The organism is Halomonas sp. KM-1 (assembly GCF_000246875.1).
Taxonomy (GTDB): Bacteria; Pseudomonadota; Gammaproteobacteria; order Pseudomonadales; family Halomonadaceae; genus Halomonas; species Halomonas aerodenitrificans.
In genome coordinates this window covers 13062-38458 of record NZ_BAEU01000168.1, presented here as the reverse complement: position 1 = coordinate 38458, position 25397 = coordinate 13062, and the positions used below count along the sequence as shown (strand labels likewise).

At 66.1% G+C, this 25397-nt stretch carries 26 protein-coding genes; 18 read left to right on the top strand and 8 right to left on the bottom strand.

Annotated features, from left to right (window positions below; genetic code table 11):
* Nucleotides 1-62 precede the first annotated feature (62 nt).
* From ftsY to rpoH, 4 genes are all read left to right on the top strand, one after another.
* A complete protein-coding gene (gene ftsY / locus B8115_RS22840; protein ID WP_010630192.1) occupies nt 63-1454 on the top strand; it encodes a signal recognition particle-docking protein FtsY in 1392 nt (463 codons plus the stop codon).
* The gene (gene ftsE / locus B8115_RS22835; RefSeq protein WP_010630191.1) at nt 1451-2119 is read left to right on the top strand and encodes a cell division ATP-binding protein FtsE; all 669 of its coding nucleotides are present in this window, start codon (nt 1451-1453) and stop codon (nt 2117-2119) included. The genes ftsY and ftsE overlap by 4 nt, the downstream gene beginning before the upstream one ends.
* The gene (gene ftsX, locus B8115_RS22830; protein WP_010630190.1) at nt 2116-3120 is read left to right on the top strand and encodes a permease-like cell division protein FtsX; all 1005 of its coding nucleotides are present in this window, start codon (nt 2116-2118) and stop codon (nt 3118-3120) included. Before ftsE ends, ftsX begins: the two co-directional genes overlap by 4 nt.
* 187 nt (nt 3121-3307) lie before the next feature.
* A complete protein-coding gene (gene rpoH, locus B8115_RS22825) occupies nt 3308-4174 on the top strand; it encodes an RNA polymerase sigma factor RpoH (protein ID WP_010630189.1) in 867 nt (288 codons plus the stop codon).
* A gap of 103 nt (nt 4175-4277) precedes the next feature.
* Here rpoH and slmA read toward each other — a convergent pair whose 3' ends face one another.
* The 5 genes from slmA to coaBC form a co-directional block, all read right to left on the bottom strand.
* The gene (slmA, locus tag B8115_RS22820) at nt 4278-4892 is read right to left on the bottom strand and encodes a nucleoid occlusion factor SlmA (protein ID WP_010630188.1); all 615 of its coding nucleotides are present in this window, start codon (nt 4890-4892) and stop codon (nt 4278-4280) included.
* Between the two features lie 64 nt (nt 4893-4956).
* The gene (argB, locus tag B8115_RS22815; protein ID WP_010630187.1) at nt 4957-5877 is read right to left on the bottom strand and encodes an acetylglutamate kinase; all 921 of its coding nucleotides are present in this window, start codon (nt 5875-5877) and stop codon (nt 4957-4959) included.
* Nucleotides 5878-5908: 31 nt separating this feature from the next.
* Complete coding sequence (locus B8115_RS22810; RefSeq protein ID WP_010630186.1) at nt 5909-7318, bottom strand: phosphomannomutase/phosphoglucomutase; 1410 nt, start codon at nt 7316-7318, stop codon at nt 5909-5911.
* A 102-nt stretch (nt 7319-7420) separates the two neighbouring features.
* On the bottom strand, nt 7421-7903 hold the full coding sequence (dut, locus tag B8115_RS22805) for a dUTP diphosphatase (RefSeq protein WP_010630185.1): 483 nt from the start codon (nt 7901-7903) through the stop codon (nt 7421-7423).
* 41 nt (nt 7904-7944) lie between these two features.
* Nucleotides 7945-9204, bottom strand: a complete 1260-nt coding sequence (coaBC, locus tag B8115_RS22800) for a bifunctional phosphopantothenoylcysteine decarboxylase/phosphopantothenate--cysteine ligase CoaBC (protein WP_010630184.1) — start codon at nt 9202-9204, stop codon at nt 7945-7947.
* Nucleotides 9205-9336: 132 nt separating this feature from the next.
* Here coaBC and radC point away from each other — a divergent pair, with 132 nt between their 5' ends.
* From radC to B8115_RS22745, 11 genes are all read left to right on the top strand, one after another.
* Entirely contained in the window at nt 9337-10011 is a 675-nt protein-coding gene (radC, locus tag B8115_RS22795) for a DNA repair protein RadC (protein WP_010630183.1), read from the top strand.
* Nucleotides 10012-10398: 387 nt separating this feature from the next.
* Nucleotides 10399-10635, top strand: a complete 237-nt coding sequence (gene rpmB / locus B8115_RS22790; protein ID WP_010630182.1) for a 50S ribosomal protein L28 — start codon at nt 10399-10401, stop codon at nt 10633-10635.
* 25 nt (nt 10636-10660) lie between these two features.
* Complete coding sequence (gene rpmG / locus B8115_RS22785; protein WP_010630181.1) at nt 10661-10816, top strand: 50S ribosomal protein L33; 156 nt, start codon at nt 10661-10663, stop codon at nt 10814-10816.
* Between the two features lie 132 nt (nt 10817-10948).
* On the top strand, nt 10949-11782 hold the full coding sequence (mutM, locus tag B8115_RS22780) for a bifunctional DNA-formamidopyrimidine glycosylase/DNA-(apurinic or apyrimidinic site) lyase (protein WP_010630180.1): 834 nt from the start codon (nt 10949-10951) through the stop codon (nt 11780-11782).
* Between the two features lie 23 nt (nt 11783-11805).
* Nucleotides 11806-12996 (top strand): class I SAM-dependent rRNA methyltransferase, encoded by a 1191-nt coding sequence (locus B8115_RS22775; protein ID WP_010630179.1) that lies wholly within the window; start codon nt 11806-11808, stop codon nt 12994-12996.
* A 1-nt stretch (nt 12997) separates the two neighbouring features.
* Nucleotides 12998-13312: a DUF2007 domain-containing protein gene (locus tag B8115_RS22770; protein ID WP_010630178.1), complete on the top strand. Its 315-nt coding sequence runs from the start codon at nt 12998-13000 to the stop codon at nt 13310-13312.
* Nucleotides 13313-13331: 19 nt separating this feature from the next.
* Nucleotides 13332-13772 (top strand): thioesterase family protein, encoded by a 441-nt coding sequence (locus B8115_RS22765; RefSeq protein WP_010630177.1) that lies wholly within the window; start codon nt 13332-13334, stop codon nt 13770-13772.
* A gap of 183 nt (nt 13773-13955) precedes the next feature.
* On the top strand, nt 13956-15071 hold the full coding sequence (gene ald / locus B8115_RS22760; RefSeq protein ID WP_010630176.1) for an alanine dehydrogenase: 1116 nt from the start codon (nt 13956-13958) through the stop codon (nt 15069-15071).
* A gap of 259 nt (nt 15072-15330) precedes the next feature.
* A complete protein-coding gene (locus tag B8115_RS22755) occupies nt 15331-16356 on the top strand; it encodes a tryptophan--tRNA ligase (RefSeq protein WP_010630175.1) in 1026 nt (341 codons plus the stop codon).
* A gap of 140 nt (nt 16357-16496) precedes the next feature.
* Nucleotides 16497-17708: a YeeE/YedE family protein gene (locus B8115_RS22750; RefSeq protein ID WP_010630174.1), complete on the top strand. Its 1212-nt coding sequence runs from the start codon at nt 16497-16499 to the stop codon at nt 17706-17708.
* Nucleotides 17709-17832: 124 nt separating this feature from the next.
* Nucleotides 17833-19509, top strand: a complete 1677-nt coding sequence (locus tag B8115_RS22745; RefSeq protein ID WP_010630173.1) for an NAD-dependent malic enzyme — start codon at nt 17833-17835, stop codon at nt 19507-19509.
* Between the two features lie 82 nt (nt 19510-19591).
* Here the strand turns inward: B8115_RS22745 and acnA are convergent, their stop codons facing one another.
* Nucleotides 19592-22342, bottom strand: coding sequence for an aconitate hydratase AcnA (acnA, locus tag B8115_RS22740; RefSeq protein WP_010630172.1), 2751 nt, complete (start codon nt 22340-22342; stop codon nt 19592-19594).
* 170 nt (nt 22343-22512) lie between these two features.
* Here acnA and B8115_RS22735 point away from each other — a divergent pair, with 170 nt between their 5' ends.
* Both B8115_RS22735 and trxB read left to right on the top strand, forming a co-directional pair.
* On the top strand, nt 22513-22722 hold the full coding sequence (locus B8115_RS22735; RefSeq protein ID WP_010630171.1) for a CPXCG motif-containing cysteine-rich protein: 210 nt from the start codon (nt 22513-22515) through the stop codon (nt 22720-22722).
* A 154-nt stretch (nt 22723-22876) separates the two neighbouring features.
* Nucleotides 22877-23827: a thioredoxin-disulfide reductase gene (gene trxB, locus B8115_RS22730; RefSeq protein WP_010630170.1), complete on the top strand. Its 951-nt coding sequence runs from the start codon at nt 22877-22879 to the stop codon at nt 23825-23827.
* A gap of 174 nt (nt 23828-24001) precedes the next feature.
* Here trxB and B8115_RS22725 read toward each other — a convergent pair whose 3' ends face one another.
* A complete protein-coding gene (locus B8115_RS22725) occupies nt 24002-24316 on the bottom strand; it encodes a SlyX family protein (RefSeq protein WP_010630169.1) in 315 nt (104 codons plus the stop codon).
* A 48-nt stretch (nt 24317-24364) separates the two neighbouring features.
* On the opposite strand from B8115_RS22725, the gene B8115_RS24095 reads away from it, so the two are divergent.
* A complete protein-coding gene (locus B8115_RS24095; protein ID WP_026038334.1) occupies nt 24365-24829 on the top strand; it encodes a cold-shock protein in 465 nt (154 codons plus the stop codon).
* A 143-nt stretch (nt 24830-24972) separates the two neighbouring features.
* Here the strand turns inward: B8115_RS24095 and B8115_RS22715 are convergent, their stop codons facing one another.
* Complete coding sequence (locus B8115_RS22715) at nt 24973-25380, bottom strand: hypothetical protein (RefSeq protein ID WP_010630167.1); 408 nt, start codon at nt 25378-25380, stop codon at nt 24973-24975.
* Nucleotides 25381-25397: the final 17 nt, after the last annotated feature.

Below are 25397 nucleotides of genomic sequence, written 5' to 3'. Positions count from 1 at the left end.
CACAGTCATGATGCGCGGTGTTAGGATGTAGCGATCATTCACCCGTGAGGCTGAATTCCCCCATGTTCGGTTTTTTCAAGCGCAAGAAGCAGCAGGAACAGCAGCAGGAAGAACAGCAGGATCGACGGCCGACGCAGCCCGAAGAAGAGGAAGCGGGCGAGGGACAAACCGCCGAGGAAGCGCCAACAGACGCCACGGCTGACGAGACGGTCAGCCAAACGGCGCCTGCCGAGCCGGACGTGGTCGATGCCCCGCGCGCCGATGAGCGTGCCATGGCCGGCCCCGCAGCGGACGAGGCGCGCGAGCACACCGAGGCGTTCGGCGAGGTCGACCGGGAAGAGGAGAACACGGTGCTGCGCGCTGAGGCGCTGGCTCCCGAACCCGAACCTGAGCCTGAGCCTGAGCCGGCACCTCAAACGACAGCTGGGCCTGAGCCGGAACCTCAGCCTGAGCCCGAACCGGAGCCCGTGCGCACGCCGCTGCAGGAGAAGCCGGTGGCCGAGAAGCAGGGCTGGTTCGCGCGCATTCGTTCCGGCCTGGGCAAGACCCGCGCCAACCTCACCGAGGGCATCGCCGGGCTGTTCCTGGGCAAGAAGCAGATCGACGACGAGCTGATCGAGGATCTCGAGACACAGCTGTTGATGGCCGACGTGGGCATCGAGGCCACCACCGAGATCATCGACCGCCTGACCGAGCGCGTCTCGCGCAAGGAGCTCAAGGACCCCCAGGCGCTCTATCGTGCCCTGCAGGACGAGCTCGCCACGATGCTCGATGCCGTGGCCAAGCCGCTGGCGCTGCCGGCCAAGGGCGAAGGCCCCTTCGTGATCCTGGTGGTGGGTGTGAACGGGGTGGGCAAGACCACCACCATCGGCAAGCTGACCCAGCGCTTTCAGCGCGAGGGGCGCAGCGTGATGCTGGCCGCCGGCGACACCTTCCGTGCTGCGGCGGTGGAGCAGCTCAAAGTGTGGGGCGAGCGCAACAAGGTGCCGGTGATCGCCCAGCACACCGGTGCCGACAGCGCCTCGGTGATCTACGACGCCGTGGCTGCGGCCAAGGCGCGCAAGATCGACGTGCTGATTGCCGATACCGCCGGCCGGCTGCACAACAAGGGGCATCTCATGGAGGAGCTCAAGAAGGTGCACCGGGTGATGGGCAAGCTAGACGATACCGCTCCCCACGAGGTGATGCTGGTGCTCGACGCCGGCACCGGCCAGAACGCGCTTTCCCAGGCCAGTACCTTCAACGAGGCGGTGCCGGTCACCGGCATCACCCTGACCAAGCTCGACGGCACCGCCAAGGGCGGCATCATCTTCGCCCTGGCCAAGCAGCTCGGTACGCCGATCCGCTTCATCGGCGTGGGTGAAAGCCTGGATGACCTGCGTCCCTTCGAGGCCCGCGACTTCGTCGACGCGCTCTTCGATCAGGGCGATGAGGGAGCCGCCGCCTCGTCATGATCCTCTTCGAGCATGTGGGGAAGCGCTACGGCGGACGCTTCGAGGCGCTGGCCAATATCGATTTTCGCATAGAGCGCGGCGAGATGGTCTTTCTCACCGGCCATTCGGGCGCCGGCAAGAGTTCGCTGCTGCGCCTCATCATGCTGCTCGAGCGGCCGACCCGTGGCCGGGTGCTGGTCGCCGGTCACGACATCGGCCGTCTGCATCCCAGCCAGGTGCCGTTCTATCGCCGCCAAATCGGCGTGGTGTTCCAGGATCACCAACTGCTGCACGACCGCTCCATCTTCCACAACGTGGCGCTGCCGTTGGAGATCCGTGGCTTCGAGCCGCGCGAGGCGGCGCGGCGAGTGCGGGCGGCGCTGGACAAGGTGGGCCTGCTGCATCGCGAGAAGGCGCTACCCATCGAGCTTTCCGGCGGTGAGCAGCAGCGCGTGGGCATCGCCCGGGCGGTGGTCTGCAAGCCTTCACTGCTGCTGGCCGACGAGCCTACCGGCAACCTCGACCCGCAGCTCTCGGCCGACATCATGGCACTGTTCGAGGACTTCAATCGTATCGGCACCACGGTGATGATCGCCAGCCACGACCTGGCGCTGATCGCCCGCCTGCGGCATCGCGTGCTGCGCCTGCGTGAAGGCCGCCTGGTGGCCGACGAGGAGGCTGCATGAGCCGTCAGCCGCGAGAAGGCGGTGCGAGCCGCCGCCAGCCGCCTGCGCCGCCGCGCGGCGCCCGTACCCAACGCACCCGCTCCTCGAGCCGCTTCCGCGGCTGGCTGCGTCACCATCGCGCCATGTGTCTCGACAGCGCCCGGCGCCTGCTGCGTGCTCCCATCGGCAGTCTGCTGACCATGCTGGCCATCGCCATTGCCCTGGTGCTGCCGGCGGCGCTGTGGCTGGCGCTGGACAGCGCGCGTCTGCTCGATGCCGAGCTGGAGGAGAGCGCTACCTTGACCGTCTACCTCGAGCATCAGGTCGACGAGGGCCAGGCCGGGCGCATCGACGAGGCGGTGGAAGCCCACGAGGGGGTATCGCGTACCCGGCTGATCAGCGCCGCCGAGGGCATGGCCGAATTTCAGCAGGCGCTGGGACTGGCCGACGCCCTGGGCCGGCTCGAGGACAACCCGCTGCCGGCCAGTATCGTGGTGGTGCCGGTGGACCCGGCTCCCGAGGCCGTGCGGCAACTGGCCGGAGAGCTCGAGGCGCTGAGTGGCGTCGACGAAGTGCGCCTCGACCTGGCCTGGCTCGAGAGGCTGCGCCACTTGGCCGAGCTGGGCAGCCGCCTGGCGCTGGCGCTGGCGGTGCTGTTCGGCCTGGGCGTGCTGCTGGTGGTGGGCAACACCATTCGCCTGGCGGTGGAGAGCCGTCGCCAGGAGATCGAGGTGGTGATGCTGATCGGCGCCACCCACGGCTTCGTGCGCCGGCCGTTTCTCTACAGCGGGGCCTGGTACGGCCTCGGCGGCGGTCTGCTCGCCTGGGGGCTGCTGGCGCTGGGCAATCAGTGGCTGGCGCTGCCGGTCAGTGCGCTGGCAGCCAGCTACGGCGCCACCTTCACGCTGCCGCAGTTGGGGCCGGAGGGCTCGGCAACGCTGCTGTTGTGCAGTACACTACTGGGCTGGCTGGGTGCCTGGATCGCCGTGAGCCGCCACCTCGCGGAGGTTCGGCCGCGGTAAAGAGCAGAGGTTCGGCCGCGATAGAGCAGAGGTTCGGCCGCGGTAAAAGGCCGCGGGGCTCGAGCCCGTGCTAGCGACCGCGCCCAGCATCTGCCACGCTGTCGGCGGACTAGGGAACGTTATCGACTTTTGCCCGTCTAAACGGGCGATTGAAGCGTATATTAGGTTTTCAAGGAGACAACCTGCAATGAGCACCAGTCTTCTGCCGGTGGGTCACCTCTCTCCGGGACATGACCTCAACGGGTACATCCAGGCGGTCAACGGCATTCCCATGCTCACCGCCGAGGAAGAGCGCGAGCTCGCCTTCCGCCTTCACGACGAAGGCGATCTGGAGGCGGCGCGTCGTCTGGTGTTGTCGCATCTGCGCTTCGTGGTGCACATCGCCCGCAGCTACTCCGGCTACGGTCTGCCTCAGGCCGACCTGATCCAGGAGGGCAACGTGGGCCTGATGAAGGCCGTCAAGCGCTTCGACCCCAATCAGGGCGTGCGCCTGGTTTCCTTCGCCGTGCACTGGATCAAGGCCGAGATTCACGAGTTCGTGCTGCGCAACTGGCGCATCGTCAAGATCGCCACCACCAAGGCCCAGCGCAAGCTGTTCTTCAACCTGCGCAGCGCCAAGAAGCGCCTGGCCTGGCTCAACAACGACGAAGTCGACGCGATCGCCCGCGACCTCGACGTAAAGCCCGAGGTGGTGCGCGAGATGGAAGGTCGCCTGGCGGCCCACGATGCCGGCTTCGACGCCTCGCCCAGCGAGGACGAGGATTCCGCCTATCAGGCGCCGGTGCATTACCTCGACGATGACGGCTCCGATCCTGCCGTGCAGCTCGAGGACAGCGACTGGGAAGACGACGCCAACCGGCGTCTGAAGATGGCGCTGGAGGCGCTGGACGAGCGCTCGCGGGATATACTGCAGCAGCGCTGGCTGGCCGACGACAAGGCCACCCTGCATGAATTGGCCGATGTCTACGGCGTCTCCGCCGAGCGTATTCGCCAGCTCGAGAAGAACGCCATGAAGAAGATCCGCCAGCAGTTGGGCGACACCCTGGCCGCCTGACGCGGTGGCCTGCTTCCAGCGAGCTGTGCTGAGGACATGAACAGCGAAGCCCCGACCAGTGGTCGGGGCTTCGTCGTTGGTGTGGCCTAGTCGTTGGCGTGGCCTAGGCGCTCTGGGTAAGCGGTTCGCGCATCAACCGCGCCGAGAGCAGCGCCCACTGGTCGTCCCAGTGCTCGGTGGGTCGGCGCTGGAAGTCGCTGCGCACGTACTGCGAGATGCGCCCCTCGGCTACGGCGATCAGCAGGTTGGCGGTGGCCGATACCGGCAGCACGGTACGTCGTCTTTCGCGCAGTTCGGCCTCGCGCAGCACCTGCTTGAGCTGGGTCTCCACGCGCTCGAAGAGCTGGTGAATGCGCAGTCGCAGCCGGGCGGTCTCGCCGGTCAGGACGTCGCCTTCCAGCAGGCGCGAGAGCCCCGGGTTCTTCTCGGCAAAGGCCAGTAGCAGGGTGAGGATCTGGCCGCAGCGCGGTACCGCCTCGTGCACTTCCTCGAGAATGCGCGAGATACGCTCGAACAGGGTCTCCTCGATGAACGAGATCAGCCCCTCGAACATGCGCGCCTTGCTCGGGAAGTGGCGATAGAGGGCGGCTTCGGAGACGCCCACCTGGCGCGCCAGCGCCGCGATGGTGATGCGTTTGCCGCTGTCTTCTTCCAGCATCAGGGCGAGCGCCTGCAGGATCTGCTCGCGCCGGCTGGTGATCTGTGTAGCCTGCGTCATGTGGGTCTTCTGTTATTCATGGCCGGCGGCGTCCCAGCCCGGCATTGCCGGGCTGGGACGCCGCTCAGGCGTTGTCGTTCCCTTGTCGGTCGGCATCGGTGATCAGGGTGCCGACCCCCGCGTTGGTGAATATCTCCAGCAATGTGGCGTGGGGTACACGCCCGTCGATGATATGGGCGCTGCGTACGCCACCCTTCACGGCATCGAGCGCGCAGCGGATCTTGGGCAGCATACCACCATGGATGGTGCCATCGGCGATCAGGGCGTCAACCTGCGCGGTGGTCAGCCCGGTCAGCACCTCGCCCTCGGCGTTCATCAGGCCGGCCACGTTGGTCAGCAGCATCAGCTTCTCGGCGCCCAGCGCCTCGGCCACCTTGCCTGCCACCAGGTCGGCGTTGATGTTGTAGCTGTTGCCCTTGGCATCGACGCCGATGGGCGCAATCACCGGGATGAAGTCGCGCTCGGCGAGCATCTCGATCAGGTCGGTGGAGACGTGCTCCACCTCGCCCACGTGGCCGATGTCGATGATCTCGGGGGCGGTCATCTCCGGCGTCTTGTGCTCGACCTTGAGCTGACGCGCACGGATCTGGGCGCCGTCCTTGCCGGTGAGGCCGATGGCCTTGCCGCCGCACTGGTTGATCAGGTTGACGATCTCCTTGTTGACCAGCCCGCCGAGCACCATCTCCACCACGTCCATGGTCTCCGAGTCGGTGACCCGCATGCCGTTGACGAAGCGCGACTCGATCTTCAGCTTGGCCAGCAGATCGCCGATCTGCGGCCCGCCGCCGTGTACCACCACCGGGTTGATGCCCACCTCCTTCATCAGCACCATGTTGCGTGCGAAGGAGTCGATCAGGGTGTCCTCGGTCATGGCATTGCCGCCGTACTTGACGACCACGGTCTTGCCGGAAAAGCGCTGGATGTAGGGAAGTGCCTCGGAAAGCACTTCCACTACCAGGCGCGGGTCACGAGTCGTTTCGGTCATGGTCCTTCCTTCAATGAACGAAGCGCTGCCGTCAGCTCGGCAGCGTCAGCGCCGGGTCGACCTGTTTCAGGGCGTCGGCAAACCGGTTGCGGATACGTTCGAGCGCCGCATCGCTCTTGCCCTCGAAGCGCAGCACCAGCACCGGGGTGGTGTTGGAGGCGCGGCATAGGCCCCAGCCGTCCTGATAATCGACGCGAATGCCGTCGAGGGTAGTCTTGACGCCATCGTCGCCGAAGTCGCCCTCGCGAGCCAGCTTCTCCACCAACTCGAACTTGTTCTCGTCGGTGACGTGAACGTTGATTTCGGGGGTGCCGATATCCTGCGGATAACGGGCGAAGAAGGCGTCGGCATCCATGCCCTGTGTGGAGAGGTGCTTGGCGAGGATCTCCAGCAGTCGGGCGGCACCGTAGATGCCGTCGTCGAAGCCGTACCAGCGCTCCTTGAAGAAGATGTGGCCGCTCATCTCGCCGGCGAGCAGGGCGCCGGTCTCCTTCATGCGCGCCTTGATCAGCGAGTGGCCGGTGCGCCACATCTCCGGCGTGCCGCCGGCCCGCTCGACCACGCCTGCCAGGTTGCCGGTGCACTTGACGTCGAAGATGACCCGGGCGCCGGGATTGCGCGACAGCATGTCCTCGGCGAAGGCCATCATCAGGTGGTCGGGGTAGATCAGCTTGCCGCTCGGCGTGACCACGCCGAGGCGGTCGCCGTCGCCGTCGAAGGCCAGGCCGATGTCGGCGCCGGTCTCCTTCACTGCGCGGATCACATCCTGCAGATTCTCGAGCTTGCCGGGATCGGGGTGATGGTTGGGGAAGGTGCCGTCGATCTCGGCGAACAGCGGCACCGTCTCGGCGCCGAGCTTCGCGATCAGCTTGGGGCCGAGCTCGCCGGCCACGCCATTGCCGCAGTCGACCACCGCCTTGAGCGGGCGGGCCAGTTCGATGTCGCCGACGATGCGCTCGAGGTAGGCGTCACGCACGTCCTCATGGCGCACGCTGCCCTGGCCCTCGGTCAGATCGCCGGACTCGATACGCCGGTAGAGCGCGGTGATCGCTTCGCCGGAGAGGGTCTCGCCGCCCAGCACGATCTTGAAGCCGTTGTAGTCCGGCGGATTGTGGCTGCCGGTGACCATCACCCCGGAGGCGGTGCCTTCGAGAATGTGCGTGGCGAAGTAGAGCACCGGCGTGGGTACCATGCCGATGTCGATCACGTCGCGGCCGGCGGCGGTCAGACCGCGCATCAGCGCCTCGCTGAGTCGCGGGCCGGAGAGGCGGCCGTCGCGGGCCACCACCACGGTGGACTCGTTGCGCGCCGCGGCTTCCGAGCCGATGGCGCGGCCGATCTTCTCCACGGTCGCTTCGGTGAGCGTGTCGTCGACGATGCCGCGAATGTCGTAGGCGCGGAAGATGGAGGCCGGTACGCTGCTGTTGGTGGCTTGGCTCATAACGGTTCCTTGTCGGACAAGTGTGAATTCATGTGCCTGGTTGCGAAGACCCTGCCGCAAGGCCCTCTCCTTGGGCCGTGTGCGGCAGCGTCGTGTCGGTCGTCAGTGGCGCCCCGAGCTGCCGAAGCCGCCTGCGCCACGCAGGCTGGCCTCGAAGTCGTCGACGACTTCCAGCTCGGCCTGGACCACCGGCACCAGGACATACTGGGCCAGACGCTCGAAGGGCTCCAGTACGAACGGGGTGTTGCCACGGTTCCAGGTCGAGATCATCAGCTCGCCCTGGTAATCGGAGTCGATCAGTCCTACCAGGTTGCCCAGCACGATACCGTGCTTGTGACCGAGGCCCGAGCGCGGCAGGATCACGCCGGCCAGGCCCGGGTCGCCGATGTGGATGGCGAGTCCGGTGCGCACCAGCTCGCACTGGCCGGGCTCGATGGTCAGCGGCGCGTCGAGCAGGGCGCGCAGATCCATGCCGGCGGAACCCAGGGTGGCATATTGGGGCAGGAAATCGCGCAGACGCTCATCGAGCAGCTTGACCTCGAGGCGCGGCTTTGGGGCTTGGCGGACTGGCTGGGACTCGGACATGGTCGTTCCGTCAGGTTGGCTGAATGTCTGGGTAAATCGCGTCAGTGTACGGGGTGCTCGGCCAGGCGGCTCAGGGCCTGTCTCAGCACGGCCCTGGCGAGTTCGAGCTTGGGCTGCGGCGGCAGGCTCTCGCCGCCTTCGCCCTGGCCGTCGCGCCACATCAGCAGGGCGGCGTTGTCGTCAGCGCCGAAGCCGAGCCCCGCGGTCGAGACGTCGTTGGCCACGATCATGTCGAGCCGCTTGCGCTCGAGCTTGTCGCGGGCATAGGCTTCCAGATCGCGGGTCTCGGCGGCGAAGCCCACCACGAAGGGACGTCCGCCTGCAGCGTCGCGTCGGTCGGCCACGGCCGCAATGATATCCGGATTCTTGATCAGCCTGAGCGTCAGGGTCTCCTCCCCCTCACGCTTCTTGATCTTGTGCTCCGCTGCCGTCTCGGCACGATAGTCGGCCACCGCCGCACAGCCGATGAAGATGTCGCACTCGCCGGCCAGTTGTTGGCTCGCCTCGTGCATCTGCAGCGCCGTCTCGACCTCGATGCGGGTCACGCCCGCAGGCGTCGACAGGCTGACCGGGCCGCTGATCAGGCTGACCTTGGCGCCGAGCTCCGCAGCAGCGGCGGCCAGGGCGAAGCCCATCTTTCCTGAACTGTGGTTGGAGAGATAGCGCACCGGGTCCAGCGGCTCGCGGGTGGGGCCGGCGGTGATCGCAATATGCAACCCCTGGGCGGCTGCCTGTCCCTTGCCGGGCGCCGTAAGCAGTTCGGCCGCGATTGCCTCAGGCTCGAGCATGCGCCCAGGGCCAACGTCGCCGCAGGCCTGATCGCCGCTGTCAGGCCCCAGCAGCCGCCAGCCGTCCTGTGCCAGGCGCTCGGCATTGCGCTGGGTGGCGACGTGGCGCCACATGGCCTGGTTCATGGCCGGTGCCATGACCTTTTCGGCTTCGCTGGCCAGGCACAGGGTCGTGAGCAGATCGTCGGCCATACCCTGAGCCAGGCGCGCCATCAGGTCGGCGGTGGCCGGAGCGATCAGGATGATGTCGGCCCAGCGGGCCAGTTCGATATGCCCCATGCCCGCCTCGGCCTCGGGGTCGAGCAGCGAGGTGCGCACCGGTTCGCCGGTCAGCGCCTGTAGCGTCAGCGGTGTGATGAAGGCCTGGGCGCCCTCGGTCATGACCACGCGTACTTCGCAGCCTGCCTGCTTGAGCAAGCGGGCGAGCTGAGCGCTCTTGTAGGCAGCAATGCCAGCGCTGATGCCGAGCAGAATGCGCCGGCCGGCAAGCCGATTGGCGGACTGCGTTGCCATGAGAATTTCCTGAACTGAAACCCGACCGCCTACCTTACCACTGCCGTTGAAGTTGCGCAGCCGCCGCCTTCGGTGAAGGTCGGTTACAATGGCGGCCTACCGTTCAAAGGAAGCGTAGCAAGGAGACAGGGAATGTCGATTCGCGACTGGCCCGAGGGCGAGCGCCCGCGGGAAAAACTGCTGACGCTGGGGGCCGAGGCGCTCTCCGATGCCGAACTGCTGGCGATCTTCCTGCGCGTGGGGGTGGCGGGGCGCTCGGCGGTAGACCTCGCCCGCGACCTGCTCACGGCCTTCGGCGGCCTGCGCCAACTGCTCGAAGCCGACCAGACGCGCTTCTGCGCCGAGCGCGGCCTGGGGACGGCCAAGTTCGTCCAGCTACAGGCAACCCTCGAGCTTTCCAAGCGCCACCTTGCCGCTCAGTTGGCCCGCGGTAATGCGTTGACTTCCCCCACCCTGGTGCGCGCCTACCTGGCCACCCAGCTTCGCCACCTGGGCCACGAGGAGTTCGCCGCGCTGTTTCTCGATACCCAGCACCGCGTGATCCGCTTCGAGTCGCTGTTCCGTGGCACCCTGGACAGCGCCTCGGTCTACCCGCGTGAGGTAGCGCGCCGGGCGCTGGAGCTGGGCGCCGGGGCGATCATCTTCGCCCACAACCACCCCTCAGGCGTGGCCGAACCCAGCGATGCCGACCGGCGCATCACCGAGCGGCTGCGTGAGGCGCTCTCGCTGTTCGAGATCCGGGTGCTGGATCACTTCGTCGTCGGCGATGGGGACGTGGTGTCTTTCGCCGAGCGAGGCTGGCTTTAGGTGGGGAACCGGCTGCCCTCGGCCATGCGGCGTTGAACCTTGCTTCGCAATGCCGATGCCACTCTCGATGACGCTGAGGGGCGCCGGTGGCAGGTCGGCGAGGAGGTCATTTGCCATGGATGGCAAATGTAGCGTCCAGGGATGGATTCACAGCGCCTCCTCGCCGACCTTTGCCGCCGGCAAAGCCCATAAGAGAGGAAAGCTTGCGGGAGAGGGGGTAAGGGAGTGTAGAATATGCGGCTACTTGTTGCCTGTAGGGGTGCACTCTGCTATAAAGTGCAGCCTTTGAATTCCCTTGGGTCAAATGACAACGGGGTCGTTCCCGGTTTGCCCGACAGGTTTTGAACACTCAGGTTTGACCACCTGGCCAAGCGGTTGGAGGCTCCCATGTCCAAAGTATGTCAGGTTACCGGCAAGCGCCCGGTGACTGGTAATAACGTTTCACACTCCCAGCGCAAGACCCGTCGTCGCTTCTTGCCGAACCTGCACACCCACCGTTTCTGGGTGGAGTCCGAGAACCGCTTCGTCAAGCTGCGGGTCTCCTCCAAGGGTATGCGCATCATCGACAAGAAGGGCATCGACGCGGTGCTCAGCGACATCCGCAAGCGCGGCGAAGCCGTCTAAGCGACCAGATCAGGGAGTAAGCAGCATGCGTGACAAGATCAAGCTGGTGTCCAGTGCCGGTACCGGTCACTTCTACACCACCGACAAGAACAAGCGGAACACTCCGGACAAGCTCGAATTCAAGAAATTCGATCCGGTCCTCCGCAAGCACGTGATGTACAAGGAAGCCAAGATCAAGTAAGCCGATTCGGTGTCCGTCGCCAAGACGGGCGCCCTGGCGACTTGACGGCTTCCAGCCGCAGGTAGCAAGACCTGTCCTCCTGAACCCGGTTTTTACCGGGTTCAGGCGTATCTATTTCCGGGATTTTTCACCATGCCCGAGCTTCCCGAAGTCGAGACCACCCGGCGCGGCATCGCCCCCCACGTGGAAGGGCGCGAGATCGTCGAGGCGATCGTGCGCCAGCCGCGGCTGCGTGTGCCGGTGCCCGAGGATTTCATCGAGCGTCTGGTGGGCTCGCGTATCGGCACGCTGTCGCGCCGCGCCAAGTACCTGCTGCTGCCGATCGAGGGCGAGGGGAGAGCGAGCACCGGCAGCCTGATCTGGCATCTGGGTATGTCGGGTAGCCTGCGTATTGCCCGGCTGGGTGAGCTGCCGAAGAAGCACGACCACGTCGACCTGGTGTTCGACGACGGCGCCATCCTGCGTTACCACGATCCGCGCCGCTTCGGCTTCGTCGACTGGCTGACCGGCAGCGCCGAGCGCGATCCGCGGCTGGCGAACCTGGGGCCCGAGCCACTGTCGGATGCCTTCAACGGTGAACGCCTCTACCAACTCTCCCGGGGCCGGCGCGTGGCAGTCAAGCCGTTCCTGATGGACAATGCCGTGGTGGTGGGCGTGGGCAACATCTACGCCAGCGAGGCGCTGTTCCTGGCCGGCATCGACCCGCGCCGGGCGGCGGGGCGCATCTCCCGCGATCGCTACGAGCGCCTGGCGGCAGCCATCCGCGAGGTGCTGGCCGCCGCCATCACCCAAGGCGGGACGACGTTGCGCGACTTCGTCAGCGGCACCGGCGAGCCGGGCTACTTCAAGCAGCGCCTCAACGTATACGGCCGCCACGGCCAGGGCTGCCTGCGCTGCAACGGCGAGCTGCGGCTGGTGACGCTGGGCCAGCGGGCCAGTGTCTTCTGCCCCTCTTGCCAAACATGATCCCCCATTCCATGAGACCGACCATGACCCAGACCCTGCGCCTCAAGAAGAACGCCGACCGCCGCCTCAAGGCCGGCCACCTGTGGCTCTACTCCAACGAGGTCGACATCGAGGCCACGCCGCTCAAGGGCCTCGAGCCGGGTGCCCAAGTGGTGGTGGAAGCGGCCAATGGCAAGGCCATGGGCGTGGCCTACGTCAATCCCAACTCGCTGATCTGTGCCCGGGTGGTATCGCGCGATCCCAACATGCGCCTCGACCGTTCGCTGCTGGTGCACCGCTTCAACCAGGCGCTGTCGCTACGTCAACGCCTCTATGCCAAGCCGTTCTACCGGCTGGTGCACGGCGAGGGCGACCTGCTGCCGGGGCTGGTGGTGGACCGCTTCGACGACGTGCTCGTGGTGCAGCTCAACACCCTGGGCATGGAGCGCCTCGCCGAGGAGGTCGTCGCCGCACTGGACAAGGTGGTGTCGCCGCGGGTCATCGTGTTCAAGAACGACTCCTCCGGGCGGCGCCAGGAGCAGCTCGAGCGTCAGGTCACCTTGGCCAAGGGCGAGCTCGACGGCCCGGTGCTGATGGAAGAGAACGGCGTGCGCTTCCACGCTCCGGTGCTCGACGGCCAGAAGACCGGTTGGTTCTACGATCACCGCGCCAACCGCGCTTGGCTCAACGGCCTGGTGGCCGGCAAGCGGGTACTGGACCTGTTCAGCTACATCGGCGGCTGGGGCGTACAGGCGGCGGCTCACGGCGCCAGCGAAGTGCTGTGCGTGGACGCCAGCGCCCAGGCCCTGGAGCGGGTGGCCGAGAACGCGGCCCTCAACGGCCTGCACGAGCAGGTGGCGGTGGGCGAGGCCGATGCCTTCGAGGCGCTGGCCGCACTCAAGGCCGACGGCGAGCAGTTCGATGTGGTGATCCTCGATCCGCCGGCCTTCATCAAGAAGCGCAAGGACATCCCCAACGGCGAACGCGCCTACGCCAAACTCAACCGCGATGCGATGCGCCTGCTGGGCCGCGACGGCCTGCTGCTGTCGGCATCCTGCTCCATGCACCTGGCCCCCGAGCGGCTCGTCGACGTGGTGCGCGGTGCGGTGCGCCATCAAGACCGCCACGGTCAGATCGTCTATCAGGGCCACCAGGCGGCGGACCATCCGGTACATCCGGCGATCCCGGAAACCGCTTACCTGAAGGCCTTGGGCGTACGCGTCTTCCGGGATTGAAATGAGCGGCTACGTGCGCGTCTTCGCCCACTCCAATGCGCTGCTGGTCAGCCACGTACGCAACGTGCTGGACGCGGCGGGCATCCCCGTGGAGCTGCGCAACATGGTGTTGGGCGGCGGCGCGGGCGAGCTGCCCCTGGGCGAATGCGAGCCCGAGGTGTGGGTGGCGGTGCACAACCGTGAGCGTGCCGAGGCGTTGATCCAAGCGGCCCTGTCCGGCGCTGCCGACGCACCGGACTGGCGCTGCCCCCACTGCGGCGAAGCGCTGGAGGGCGTATTCGATACCTGCTGGCGCTGCGGCACGTCCAAGACCTGAACCTGCAAGGGAGTGCACCATGACACAGGAGTGGGACCTTCCCGATCCGTTCGTGATCGAACTCGAGGTGCAGGCCTCGGCCATCGACGAGTACGGTCACGCCAACAATGCCGCCTACCTGCGCTGGGTCGAGCAGGTGAGCTGGGCGCATTCGGAGCATCTCGGCCTCGATCTGGCGCGCTATCGTGAGCTGGACCGGGCCATGGCCGTGCACCGCCACGAACTCGACTACCTGGCGCCTGCCTTCGAGGGAGAGCGCCTGACGCTTGCCACCTGGATCGTCGGCTGCGACGGCCGCCTGACCCTGACCCGCCGCTTCCAGCTCGTTCGACCCGCCGACGGTCGCACTCTGCTGCGCGCTCGCACCCGCTTCGCCTGTATCGAACTCTCCAGCGGTCGGCCACGCCGCCTGCCCGAGGAGTACGTGGCGATCTACGGTGGCGCGCTGGTGGCCGAGTGAGGCGTGATTTTTTTGTCATCACGCTCTTAAAAATAACGATTTTCTGCTGCTCTGGCCTTGAGAATGGATTTTTGCCGTTCTTTACCGTTGGTACTTCGTGTATGGACTGACTGTGCTGTAATGGGCGTGACGATCCCCTGACAAGGACGATCCCTAACAAGACAGCGCCGTTGGAGGTACCCCATGAAGATCGCCGTGCCGAAGGAAATCAAGAACCATGAGTATCGCGTCGCCCTGACTCCCACCGGAGCGCGGGAGCTGGCGGCGCGTGGCCATTCGGTGACCGTTCAGGTGGGGGCCGGGGAAGGAGCGGGCTTCGCCGATACCGACTATGAAGCGGCAGGCGCCCGGCTCGAGGCCGACGTCGATACCCTGTGGGGCGAGGCCGAGCTGATCCTCAAGGTCAAGGAGCCGCAACCGGAAGAGGTGGCGCGGCTCTCCCGCGGCCAGACCCTGTTCACCTACCTGCACCTGGCGGCCGAGGAGAAGCTGACCCGCGGCCTGATGGAGAGCGGGGCCACCTGCATCGCCTACGAGACCGTGACCGACCGCCAGGGCGGCCTGCCGCTGCTGGCGCCGATGAGCACCGTGGCCGGTCGCATGGCCATTCAGGCCGGCGCTCACAGTCTGGAAAAGGCCCAGGGCGGCTCCGGTGTGCTGCTGCCCGGCGTGCCCGGCGTGGCGCCGGGCAGGGTGACCGTGATCGGCGGCGGTGTGGTGGGCGAGAACGCCGCGCGCATGGCATTGGGCCTGGGTGCCGAGGTCAGCGTGCTGGACAAGTCGATTGCGCGCCTCGAAGTGCTCGACGACCGCTACCAGGGGCGTATGAAGACCATCTTCTCCACCGCCGACGCCATCGACGAGGCGGTGCGCGAGAGCGACCTGATCGTGGGTGCCGTGCTGATTCCCGGCGCCGCCGCGCCCAAGCTGATCACCCGGGCCATGCTCGCCGACATGAAGCCCGGCAGCGTGCTGGTGGACGTCGCCATCGACCAGGGCGGCTGCTTCGAGACCAGCAAGCCTACCACCCACGCCGAGCCGACCTACGTGGTCGACGGTATCGTCCACTACTGCGTGGCCAACATGCCGGGTGCGGTGGCGCGTACCTCGACCCAGGCGCTGACCAACGCCACCCTGCCGTTCGTCATCGCCCTGGCCGACAAGGGCTGGAAGCGGGCGCTGGCCGACGATGCCCACTTCCTGCCCGGGCTCAACGTCCACGACGGGCAGATCACCTACCGCGCCGTGGCCGAGGCTTTCGGCCTGGAATCTGTCGATCCCGCCACTCTGGTGCGATGAAGACTGAGGTATGCGAGGGCGTCGAGGTAGGGTCCGGGGACAGGTCGAAGCGGAGATCATTCTTCATGGATGAAGAATGTAGCGCCCAGGGATGGGTTCACAGCGTCTCCGCGTAGTGCCTGTCGCCGGGACCCTTCCGGTCGTAGCAACGTCTCACGGCCATGAGGAATCTCTTTTCGGGGTGGTCTCTGCCAGGTCGCCTTGACCGCCCCCTCGCGTTACCATAGCGGGCATTTCCGACAAGCAGAGTCCGCTTTCCATGAGTGCAGCTTCCCAGAAGACACGCGTTCTCACCGGTATCACCACCACCGGTACACCGCACCTCGGCAACTACGTCGGTGCCATCAAGCCCGCCATCGCCGCGAGCCAGGACCCGAGCGTGCAGTCCTACTACTTTCTCGCCGACCTGCACGCACTGATCAAGTGCCAGGACCCGCAGCGGGTGCAGGAGTCGCGCCTGGAGATCGCCGCCACCTGGCTGGCGCTGGGGCTCGATACCGACAACGCCATCTTCTACCGCCAGTCGGACATTCCCGAGATCCCCGAACTCACCTGGATGCTCTCCTGCGTGTGCGCCAAGGGCCTGATGAATCGCGCCCACGCCTATAAGGCGGCGGTGGCCGAGAACGAGGCCGCCGGCAACCAGGACCCCGACAAGGGCATCACCATGGGCCTGTTCGGCTACCCAGTGCTGATGGCCGCCGACATCCTCATGTTCAACGCCCACAAGGTGCCGGTGGGGCGTGACCAGATCCAGCACATCGAGATGGCCCGCGACATCGGCGGGCGCTACAACCACCTGTTCAAGGGCGAATACTTCACCCTGCCCGAGGCGGTGGTCGACGACGAGGTGGCAGTGCTCAACGGCCTCGACGGGCGCAAGATGTCCAAGAGCTACAACAACACCATCCCGCTGTTCGTCTCCGAGAAGAAGCTGCTCAAGCTGGTGCGCAAGATCAAGACCAACTCGCTGGAGCCCGGCGAGCCCAAGGACCCGGAAGGCTGCACCCTGTTCCAGATCTACTCCGCCTTCGCCAGCCGCGAGGAGCGCGAAGCGATGCGTGCCGAGTACGCCAACGGCATCGGCTGGGGCGAGGTCAAGAACCGCCTGTTCGAGCAGCTCGACACTCAGCTGCGCGAACCGCGGGAGCGCTACCAGGCGCTGATGGAGGACCCCGGCCACATCGAGAGCGTGCTGCAGAAGGGCGCCGAACGGGCACGCGCCGAGGCCGCGCCGTTCATGGACCGGCTGCGCCAGGCCGTGGGCCTGGGACGTTTCGTCTAGCCTGCGAAACTGACCTTCGAAGCTGACCTTGGAAGGGAGTTGAACGGGGCGCCTGCGGGCGCCCCGCTGCGTTGGGTGCACGCTGGCGGACTGCGGCCGAACTTGCCAAGCTGCAGGGGCAACTCGAAAGGAGAAGTTTCATGGCCACTGCATTGGAAGCGAAAGGGCCCCGGCAAATCTCCCTGGCACTGGGGGCACTGGGGGCACTGCTGCTGGCTGGCGCTGTGTTGATCGGCCTGGCCTATGGTACCCGCCTGGGTCTGCTGATGATCGTCGGGGCACTGCTCGGCATGTCGCTCTACCATGCCGCCTTCGGCTTCACTGCCGCCTGGCGGGTGTTCATCAGCGAGCGACGCGGGCGCGGGCTGCGCGCCCAGATGGTGATGCTGGCCATCGCCGTGCTGCTGTTCTTTCCCGCCCTGGGGGCGGGCACCCTGTGGGGCCAGAGTGTGACCGGCTTCGTCTCTCCGATAGGCATCTCGGTGGTGGTGGGCGCCTTCCTGTTCGGCATCGGCATGCAGCTCGGCGGTGGCTGTGCCTCGGGCACGCTGTTCACCGCCGGCGGCGGTAACGCCCGCATGGTCATCACCCTGATCTTCTTCATCGTCGGCTCGGTGATCGGCAGCGCTCACTTCACCTGGTGGATGGGCTTGCCGGCCTTTCAGCCGGTATCGCTGGTACAGACCTTCGGCCCCGGCGGCGGTATCGCCGTGAGCCTGACTCTGTTCGCTGCCATTGCCGCATCCACGATATTGCTGGAGAAGCGCCGTCACGGCGGTCTGGAGGAGGCGCCGCGGGCCAACTTCAGCCAGGGGCGTTGGCTCACCGGTCCCTGGCCCTTGCTGCTGGGTGCCGTGGCGCTGGCGCTGCTCAACTTCGCCACCCTGGCGCTTGCCGGGCGCCCTTGGGGCATTACCTCCGCTTTTGCCCTGTGGGGGGCCAAGGTCTACGAGTTCATTGGTGGCGACGTGAGCCAGTGGGGCTACTGGCAGAGTCCCGATAATGCCGCGGCGCTGCGCGCCAGCGTGTGGAGCGACATCACCACGGTGATGAATGTGGGGATTATTCTCGGTGCCATGGTGGCCGCCACTCTGGCCGGGCGCTTCGCGCCGACCCTGCGCATTCCGCTCGGCTCGGTGATGGCGGCGGTGATCGGCGGGCTGATGTTGGGCTATGGCGCGCGGCTCGCCTTCGGCTGCAACATCGGCGCCTACTTCAGCGGCATCGCTTCCGGCAGCCTGCACGGCTGGGTATGGCTGGTGGCGGGTTTTGCCGGCAATGCGGTCGGCGTGCGACTGCGTCCGCTGTTCTTCGAGCGCCCCAGCGAAGGATCCCGGGCCAAGAGCGGCTGAGGCGGTGAGCCATGGTGCGGGAGGCGTGGTAGAGTTACGCCAAAGCGCCACCAGAGCGCTTGGGAAGCCCGCCTGTCGAGCGTTTCCCTACGGCCCGGTTCCAGTCACCGTATCGAGACAAGAGATGCCTGAAAGCAAACGTCCACTTTACATTCCCTACGCTGGTCCTTCGCTGCTCGAGATGCCGCTGCTCAACAAGGGCAGCGCCTTCACTCGCGATGAGCGGCTCGAATTCAATCTGGTCGGTCTGCTGCCGCAGAACGTGGAGTCCATCGAGGAGCAGGCCGAACGGGCCTACCACCAGTACCAGCAGTGCCATAGCGACCTGGAGCGGCACATCCACCTGCGGGCGATCCAGGACGACAACGAGACGCTCTACTATCACATGGTCATGGAGCATCTCGAGGAGATGCTGCCGATCATCTACACCCCCACGGTGGGGCAGGCCTGCGAGGAGTTCTCCAACATCTACCGCAGCCACCGCGGTCTGTTCATCAGCTACCCCGACCGGGAGCGGATGGATGACATCCTGCGCAGCGCCACCAAAGACAAAGTCAAGGTGATCGTGGTCACCGACGGCGAGCGTATTCTCGGTCTCGGCGATCAGGGTATCGGCGGCATGGGCATCCCCATCGGCAAGCTGGCGCTGTATACCGCCTGTGGCGGCATCAGCCCAGCCTATACGCTGCCGATCATGCTCGACGTGGGCACCAACAATCAGACGTTGCTCGACGATCCCATGTACATGGGCTGGCGTCACCCGCGCATCTCCCAGGAGGAATATGACGTCTTCCTCGAGGACTTCATCGCCGCGGTTAAACGGCGCTGGCCCAACGTGCTGCTGCAGTTCGAGGACTTCGCCCAGGCCAATGCGGTGCCGCTGCTGGAGCGCTATCGCGACCAGTTATGCTGCTTCAACGATGACGTGCAGGGCACTGCGGCGGTGGCCGTGGGCACCCTGATGGCGGCCTGCCAGGCCCGTGACGAGACCATCGCCGACCAGCGCGTGGTGTTCGTCGGCGCCGGCTCCGCTGGCTGCGGCATCGCCGAGCAGGTCGTCATTGCCATGCAGGCCGAAGGCCTCAGCGAGAAGGAGGCGCGGCGGCGGGTGTTCATGGTCGACCGCGAGGGGCTCGTCACCAGCGATCAGGAGTGGCTGCGCGACTTCCAGCGCCGCCTGGCTCACGATCCGGCGCTGGTCAAAGAGTGGCAGGACCAGTCGCTGCTCGAGGTGGCGCGTCACATCAAACCCACCGTGTTGATCGGTGTCTCGGGGCAGCCGGGGCTGTTCTCCGAGGAGGTCATCCGCGCTATGCACGCCGGCTGCGAGCGCCCGGTGATCATGCCGCTCTCCAACCCTACCTCCCGCGTCGAGGCCGTGCCGGCGGACGTGATCGAGTGGACCAACGGCCAGGCCCTGGTGGCCACCGGCAGTCCCTTCCCGCCGGTGGAGTACGAGGGCAAGATCTACCCCATCGCCCAGTGCAACAACGCCTACATCTTCCCCGGCATCGGCCTTGGCGTGGTGGCCAGCGGTGCCAAGCGCATCACCGATACCATGCTGATGACCGCGTCCCGGGCGCTGGCCCGCGAGGCGCCGCTGGTGAAGGAGGGCAAGGGGGCATTGCTGCCGCCGCTGTCCCACATCCGCGAGCTTTCCAAGGCCATTGCCTTCGAAGTCGCCGCCCAGGCCCAGCAGGAGGGGATGGCGCTGCGCACCGACGGCATCAAGCTGCGTCAGGCCATCGAGCGCAGCAGCTGGACGCCGGAGTATCGCAGCTATCGGCGACGCTCGTTCTGAACCAGAAGCACTAGCCCCTGCAATGGCAAAGGCCCTGCCGGTTTTCCGGCAGGGCCTTTGCGTGAGGGCAGTTGGTAGAGGCCTACGCCGCGCCGATCATCCGCCGCAGCACGTAGTGGAGAATGCCGCCGTGGCGGTAGTACTCCAGTTCGTTGGCGGTGTCGATGCGGCACAGGGCTTCGATTTTCTTCTCTCCCTTGGCGCTCTTCACCGTGACCGTGACCTGGCCACCCGGGGTGAGGTCGGCCAACCCCTCGATGGAGATCGTCTCGTCGCCGGTCAGGCCGAGTGTCTTGCGGCTCTCGCCCTCGGGGAACTGCAGCGGTACCACGCCCATGCCGATCAGGTTGGAGCGGTGGATACGCTCGTAGGACTCGGCCAGCACCGCGCGCACGCCGAGCAGCCGTGTGCCCTTGGCCGCCCAGTCCCGCGACGAGCCGGTGCCGTACTCCTTGCCGGCCACCACCACCAGCGGCGTGCCCATCTCCTGATACTTCATCGCCGCATCGTAGATCGCCATCTGCTCGCCCGAGGGCACGTGGCGGGTCTCGCCGCCCACCACGCCGTCGAGCATCTCGTTGCGGATACGCACGTTAGCGAAGGTGCCGCGCATCATCACTTCGTGATTGCCGCGCCGGGAGCCGTAGGAGTTGAAGTCCACCGGCTTGATACCGCGCTCCTGCAGATAGCGACCGGCAGGGCTGTCGGGCTTGATCGAGCCGGCCGGCGAGATGTGGTCGGTGGTCACCGAGTCGCCCAGGATGGCGAGGATATGGGCGTCTCTGACGTCCTCGATCGGCTCCGGGGTACGGCCCATGCCCTCGAAGAAGGGCGGGTGCTGGATGTAGGTGGAAGAGGGCGACCACTCGTAGACCTGGCTATGGGGCACCTGCAGCGCCTTCCAGGTCTCGTCGCCCTCGAACACCTCGGCGTACTCCTTGCGGAACATCTCGGTCTTGACCTTCTCCACCGCATTGGCGATGTCGGCCTGTGAGGGCCAGATGTCCTGCAGATAGACCGGATTGCCGTCCTGGTCCTCGCCCAGCGGGTCCTGGGTGAGATCCAGGCGCACGTTGCCGGCCAGGGCGTAGGCCACCACCAGCGGCGGCGAGGCGAGCCAGTTGGTCTTCACCAGCGGATGAATGCGCCCTTCGAAGTTGCGGTTGCCGGAGAGCACCGAGGCCACGGTGAGGTCGCCGTCTTCCACGGCCTTCTCGATGGGCGGCGGCAGCGGACCGGAGTTGCCGATACAGGTGGTGCAGCCGTAGCCCACCAGGTTGAAGCCCAGCGCATCCAGATCGTCCTGCACGTCACCGGCAGCCAGGTATTCGGTGACCACCTTGGAGCCCGGCGCCAGCGAGGTCTTGACCCACGGCTTGGTGGTGAGCCCTTTGGCGCGGGCATTACGTGCCAGCAAGCCGGCGGCCAGCATCACGCTGGGGTTGGAGGTGTTGGTGCAGGAGGTAATGGCGGCGATGACCACGGCACCGGGGTTGAGCTTGAACTGCTCGCCGTCCAGCTCGACGTTCTGGCTGTCATGATGCTCGTAGCTGTCGTGGACGCCGACGGCGGTCTGCCCGCCTTCGGAGAACAGGCGACCTTTCTCTTCGCTGGGCGGTGCCTTGCCGTTCTCTTCCCCCTGCATCAGCTTCTCGAAGGTGGCTTTCATGTCCTTGAGCGCCACCCGATCCTGAGGCCGCTTGGGGCCGGCCAGGCTGGCCTCGACGTCGCTCAGGTCGAGGTGCAGGGTGTCGCTGAAGATTGGCTCGTCGCCGGGCTCTCGCCACAGCCCCTGGGCCTGGCAATACTCCTTCACCAGAGCGATCAGGCTGTCGTCGCGGCCGGTCAGGCGCAGGTAGGCCAAGGTCTCGTCATCGACCGGGAAGAAGCCGCAGGTGGCGCCGTATTCCGGCGCCATGTTGGCGATGGTGGCGCGGTCGGCCAGCGGCAGGTCGGCCAGGCCGTCGCCGTAGAATTCGACGAACTTGCCTACCACGCCGCGGCTACGCAGCATCTGGGTCACCGTCAGCACCAGGTCGGTGGCGGTGATGCCTTCCTTGAGCTTGCCGGTGAGCTTGAAGCCGACCACTTCGGGAATCAGCATCGACACCGGCTGGCCGAGCATGGCGGCTTCGGCCTCGATGCCGCCGACCCCCCAGCCGAGCACGCCGAGGCCGTTGATCATGGTGGTGTGGGAGTCGGTGCCTACCAGGGTGTCGGGGTAGGCAAAGGTCTTACCGCTCTCCTCCTTGGTCCACACCGTGCGGCCCAGGTACTCCAGGTTGACCTGATGACAGATGCCGGTGCCCGGCGGCACCACGCTGAAGTTGTCGAAGGCGTCCTGACCCCAGCGCAGGAACTCGTAGCGCTCGCGGTTGCGCTCCATCTCGATGGCGACGTTGTCCTTGAAGGCGGTGGGGTTGCCGAACTTGTCCACCATCACCGAGTGATCGATGACCAGATCCACCGGCGACAGCGGGTTGATGCGTGACGGATCCTCGCCGAGCTTTTCCACCGCGGCGCGCATCGAGGCCAGGTCCACCACGCCGGGAACGCCGGTGAAGTCCTGCATCAGCACCCGTGCCGGGCGATAGCCGATCTCGCGATTCGAGCGTCCGCCCTGCTGCCAGTCGATCAATGCCTGGATGTCCTCGCGCGCCACGCTCGGGTCGTCGGCGAAGCGCAGCTGATTCTCCAGCAGGATCTTCAGCGTCTTGGGCAGCCGGTCGATGTTGCCCATCTCCTCGGCCACCTTGGGCAGCGAGTAGTAGTGATAAGTGGTGCCGTCTGCGGCCAGGGTCTGCAGCGTATCCGGCATCTCGTCACGGCTCATGAAGGCCTCCTGTCACGGTTGAGAACGGTCCTTTTCGTACTCTCGTCTTTATCACATGGTCATGATAGGTCCCCCTTTCAAGCGCTGCCCAAGGTTTCTATGCTGAAGGAAAATCCGTTGCATGGCGCCGAGGCTCCGCCGGGGGAGGAGTTGGCGCCGGGAGTTTCGTCATGCATGAAGAGCGCCTCGACAGCCATTCCGTTCACTGCCCCTACTGCAGCATGCCCTTCGACCTGCCGCTGGACCTCTCCCAAGGCAGCCACCAGACCTGGGAGGACTGCCCGTTCTGCTGCGCGCCGATCCAGGTGCGGGTCGACGTGTCGCCCATGGATGGGGAGCTGGAGAGCCTGATGCTGGGTCGCGATGACGAGGTGCTGTAGGCAGGCCCGTGCTTCAGGGGCCGAGCTTGGATACACCCACCGCGAGCCATGGGCTGGTACAATGGCGGCAACCGTCTCTCCGGCAACAGGCAATGACCGCGACCGGAGCGAGTCAACTCCCCTCTTTGCGTTTTCGAACAGCGAGGATCTCTTCATGAGCGAAGCGCGTCACGAACGCCTGATCATCCTGGGTTCCGGTCCGGCCGGTTATACCGCCGCCGTCTATGCGGCACGGGCCAATCTCAAGCCGGTGCTGATCACCGGTATCCAGGCCGGCGGTCAGCTGACCACCACCACCGACGTGGACAACTGGCCCGGCGACGATGCCGGGGTGCAGGGGCCCGAGCTCATGGAGCGCATGAAGCGCCATGCCGAACGCTTCGATACCGAAGTGCTGTTCGACCATATCCATGAGGTGGACCTGCGCAACCGCCCCTTCACCCTGAAGGGCGACAGTGGCAGCTACACCTGCGACGCCCTGATCGTCGCCACCGGTGCCAGCGCCCGCTACCTGGGGCTGCCCTCGGAGCAGCAGTTCATGGGCCAGGGGGTGTCGGCCTGTGCTACCTGCGACGGCTTCTTCTATCGCAACAAGGAGGTCGTGGTGGTGGGCGGCGGCAATACCGCCGTGGAAGAGGCGCTCTATCTCTCCAACATCGCGTCGAAGGTGACCCTGGTACACCGCCGCGACAGCCTGCGCGCCGAGAAGATCCTGCAGGACAAGCTGCGCGAGAAGGCCGAGAGCGGCAACGTGGTGCTCGAGTGGAACCACGTGCTGGAAGAGGTGCTGGGCGACGCCAGCGGCGTGACCGGCGTGCGTATCCGTTCCACCCTCGACGACAGCGTGAAGGAGATCGAAGCGCCTGGCGTGTTCATCGCCATCGGCCACAGCCCCAACACCGGCATCTTCGAGGGGCAACTGGAGATGCATGACGGCTACATCAAGGTGAAGTCCGGCCTCGAGGGCAATGCCACCGCCACCAGCATTCCTGGCGTGTTCGCCGCCGGCGACGTGATGGATCACGTCTACCGCCAGGCGGTGACCTCTGCCGGCACCGGCTGCATGGCGGCGCTGGATGCGGAGCGCTACCTGGACGATCTGTAAACAAACCTGGAAGCTGCTTGGCTATAAGCCCGCGGCTTCCTGGCGACAGGCCCGTTCGGGGGCGCTGTGAACCCATCCCTGGGCGCTACCGATGCCATCCATGGCATCGGACCCCCTCTCAGGCCTGCCCCCAGCGCCGCTTGTGTTGGTGGCGTCAATCTCTGGCCAGGCGGGTCAATAGTGCGGTGGCACCTCATCCTGCGGTGACGGTGCCGCCATCTCCGCTTCCTGCAATGCCTGCTGCTGATCGCGCAGCTTCTCCTGCATCAGCGCATTGATGCGCTCCAGCTGAGCCAGGCGCCGCTCCTGGCCGGCGACGGCCTGATCCAGCGTGTCGAGCCAGTGCTCCTGGTAGGCGATACGGCTTTCCAGCGCCTCCAGGCGTGCAGCGAGCGCATTCTCGGGGCTCATGCTAGAATCGTCGCGCTGCGTGTCGCTGTTCATCGTGACACCTTCATCGGTCGACGAGGCCTCGGGTCGTGTCGTCATAGATATCTCGTTTCAACATTCCACATAACAAGTGAGCAATACGGATCCATGAATCGCAAGGTTATCTTTCGCTGTACGTTGATCAGCCTATTATTGGCACTGCCGGCTCCACTGCTGATCGTTCTCTTTCTCTCGCTGTTCGGCGGCGAGCTGGCGGCTCAGCTGTTCCCCATTCTGGAGGGCGGCGGCGTGGCGCCGGGCTATCTTGCCGTGGCTGCCGCCGCCTTCGTGCTGCTGCTGATCGCCACTCTCACCCTTCACGCCTTCAGCCCCCGGCTTGCGGTACTCGCCGAGGTGGAAAACGACGACCGCGAAATCGGCGAAGTGAAGTGGTTCAACGTCAACAAGGGTTACGGCTTCATCAAGCGCGAGACGGGTGAAGACGTGTTCGTCCATTTTCGCGCCATTCGCGGTCGTGGCCACCGTACCCTGGCCGAGGGCCAGAAGGTGCGCTACCACGTGATCGAAAATGATCGGGGGCTGCAGGCCGACGACGTCACGGTAATAACTTGAACGAAGCGCCTGTGCTCGACCAGGCGTTGTTGGAGTGTGGAAAGAGAGCACTTCCGCCTAGCCTGGTCATCGCTCGCCAGCTTTCGCCAGCTGGTCAGGCTCAAGAACATCGCCCCGCTTTCGCGGGGCGATGTCGTTTCGGGTCACTGGCCGGAGTCGGGCCAGTCGATGGCGCCTTCGTTGCCGTCGGGGAGCACCTGCCAGAAGCGGTCGGGGTCGTCGCCGGGCTGCCAGCCGCCCAGCGAGCAGCGCACTTCGCAGCCGAGCCGGGCGGCGGCGTCGCGGGCGCAGTCGCAGTCCCGCGGCCAGGGCGTACGGTCGCTGTCGAACCACAGGCTGGCAAAGCCGTCGGCGGCTTTCTCCACCAGCAGTACCGGCACGACCTGCCCGTCGTAGTGGCCCCGGGTCTGCCACTTGTTGCGCCCGGCCGCACGCAGCGGGGCTGCGTCCAGCGCTTCGCCCAACCAGGCGTCGATGGCCTCGAGCGGCGCCTGGCGCAGGTAGACCTCGATGTCCGGATAGTGCAGTTGGCTGTCGTGCGAGTCGGGCATGGTGAACTCTTCCTTGG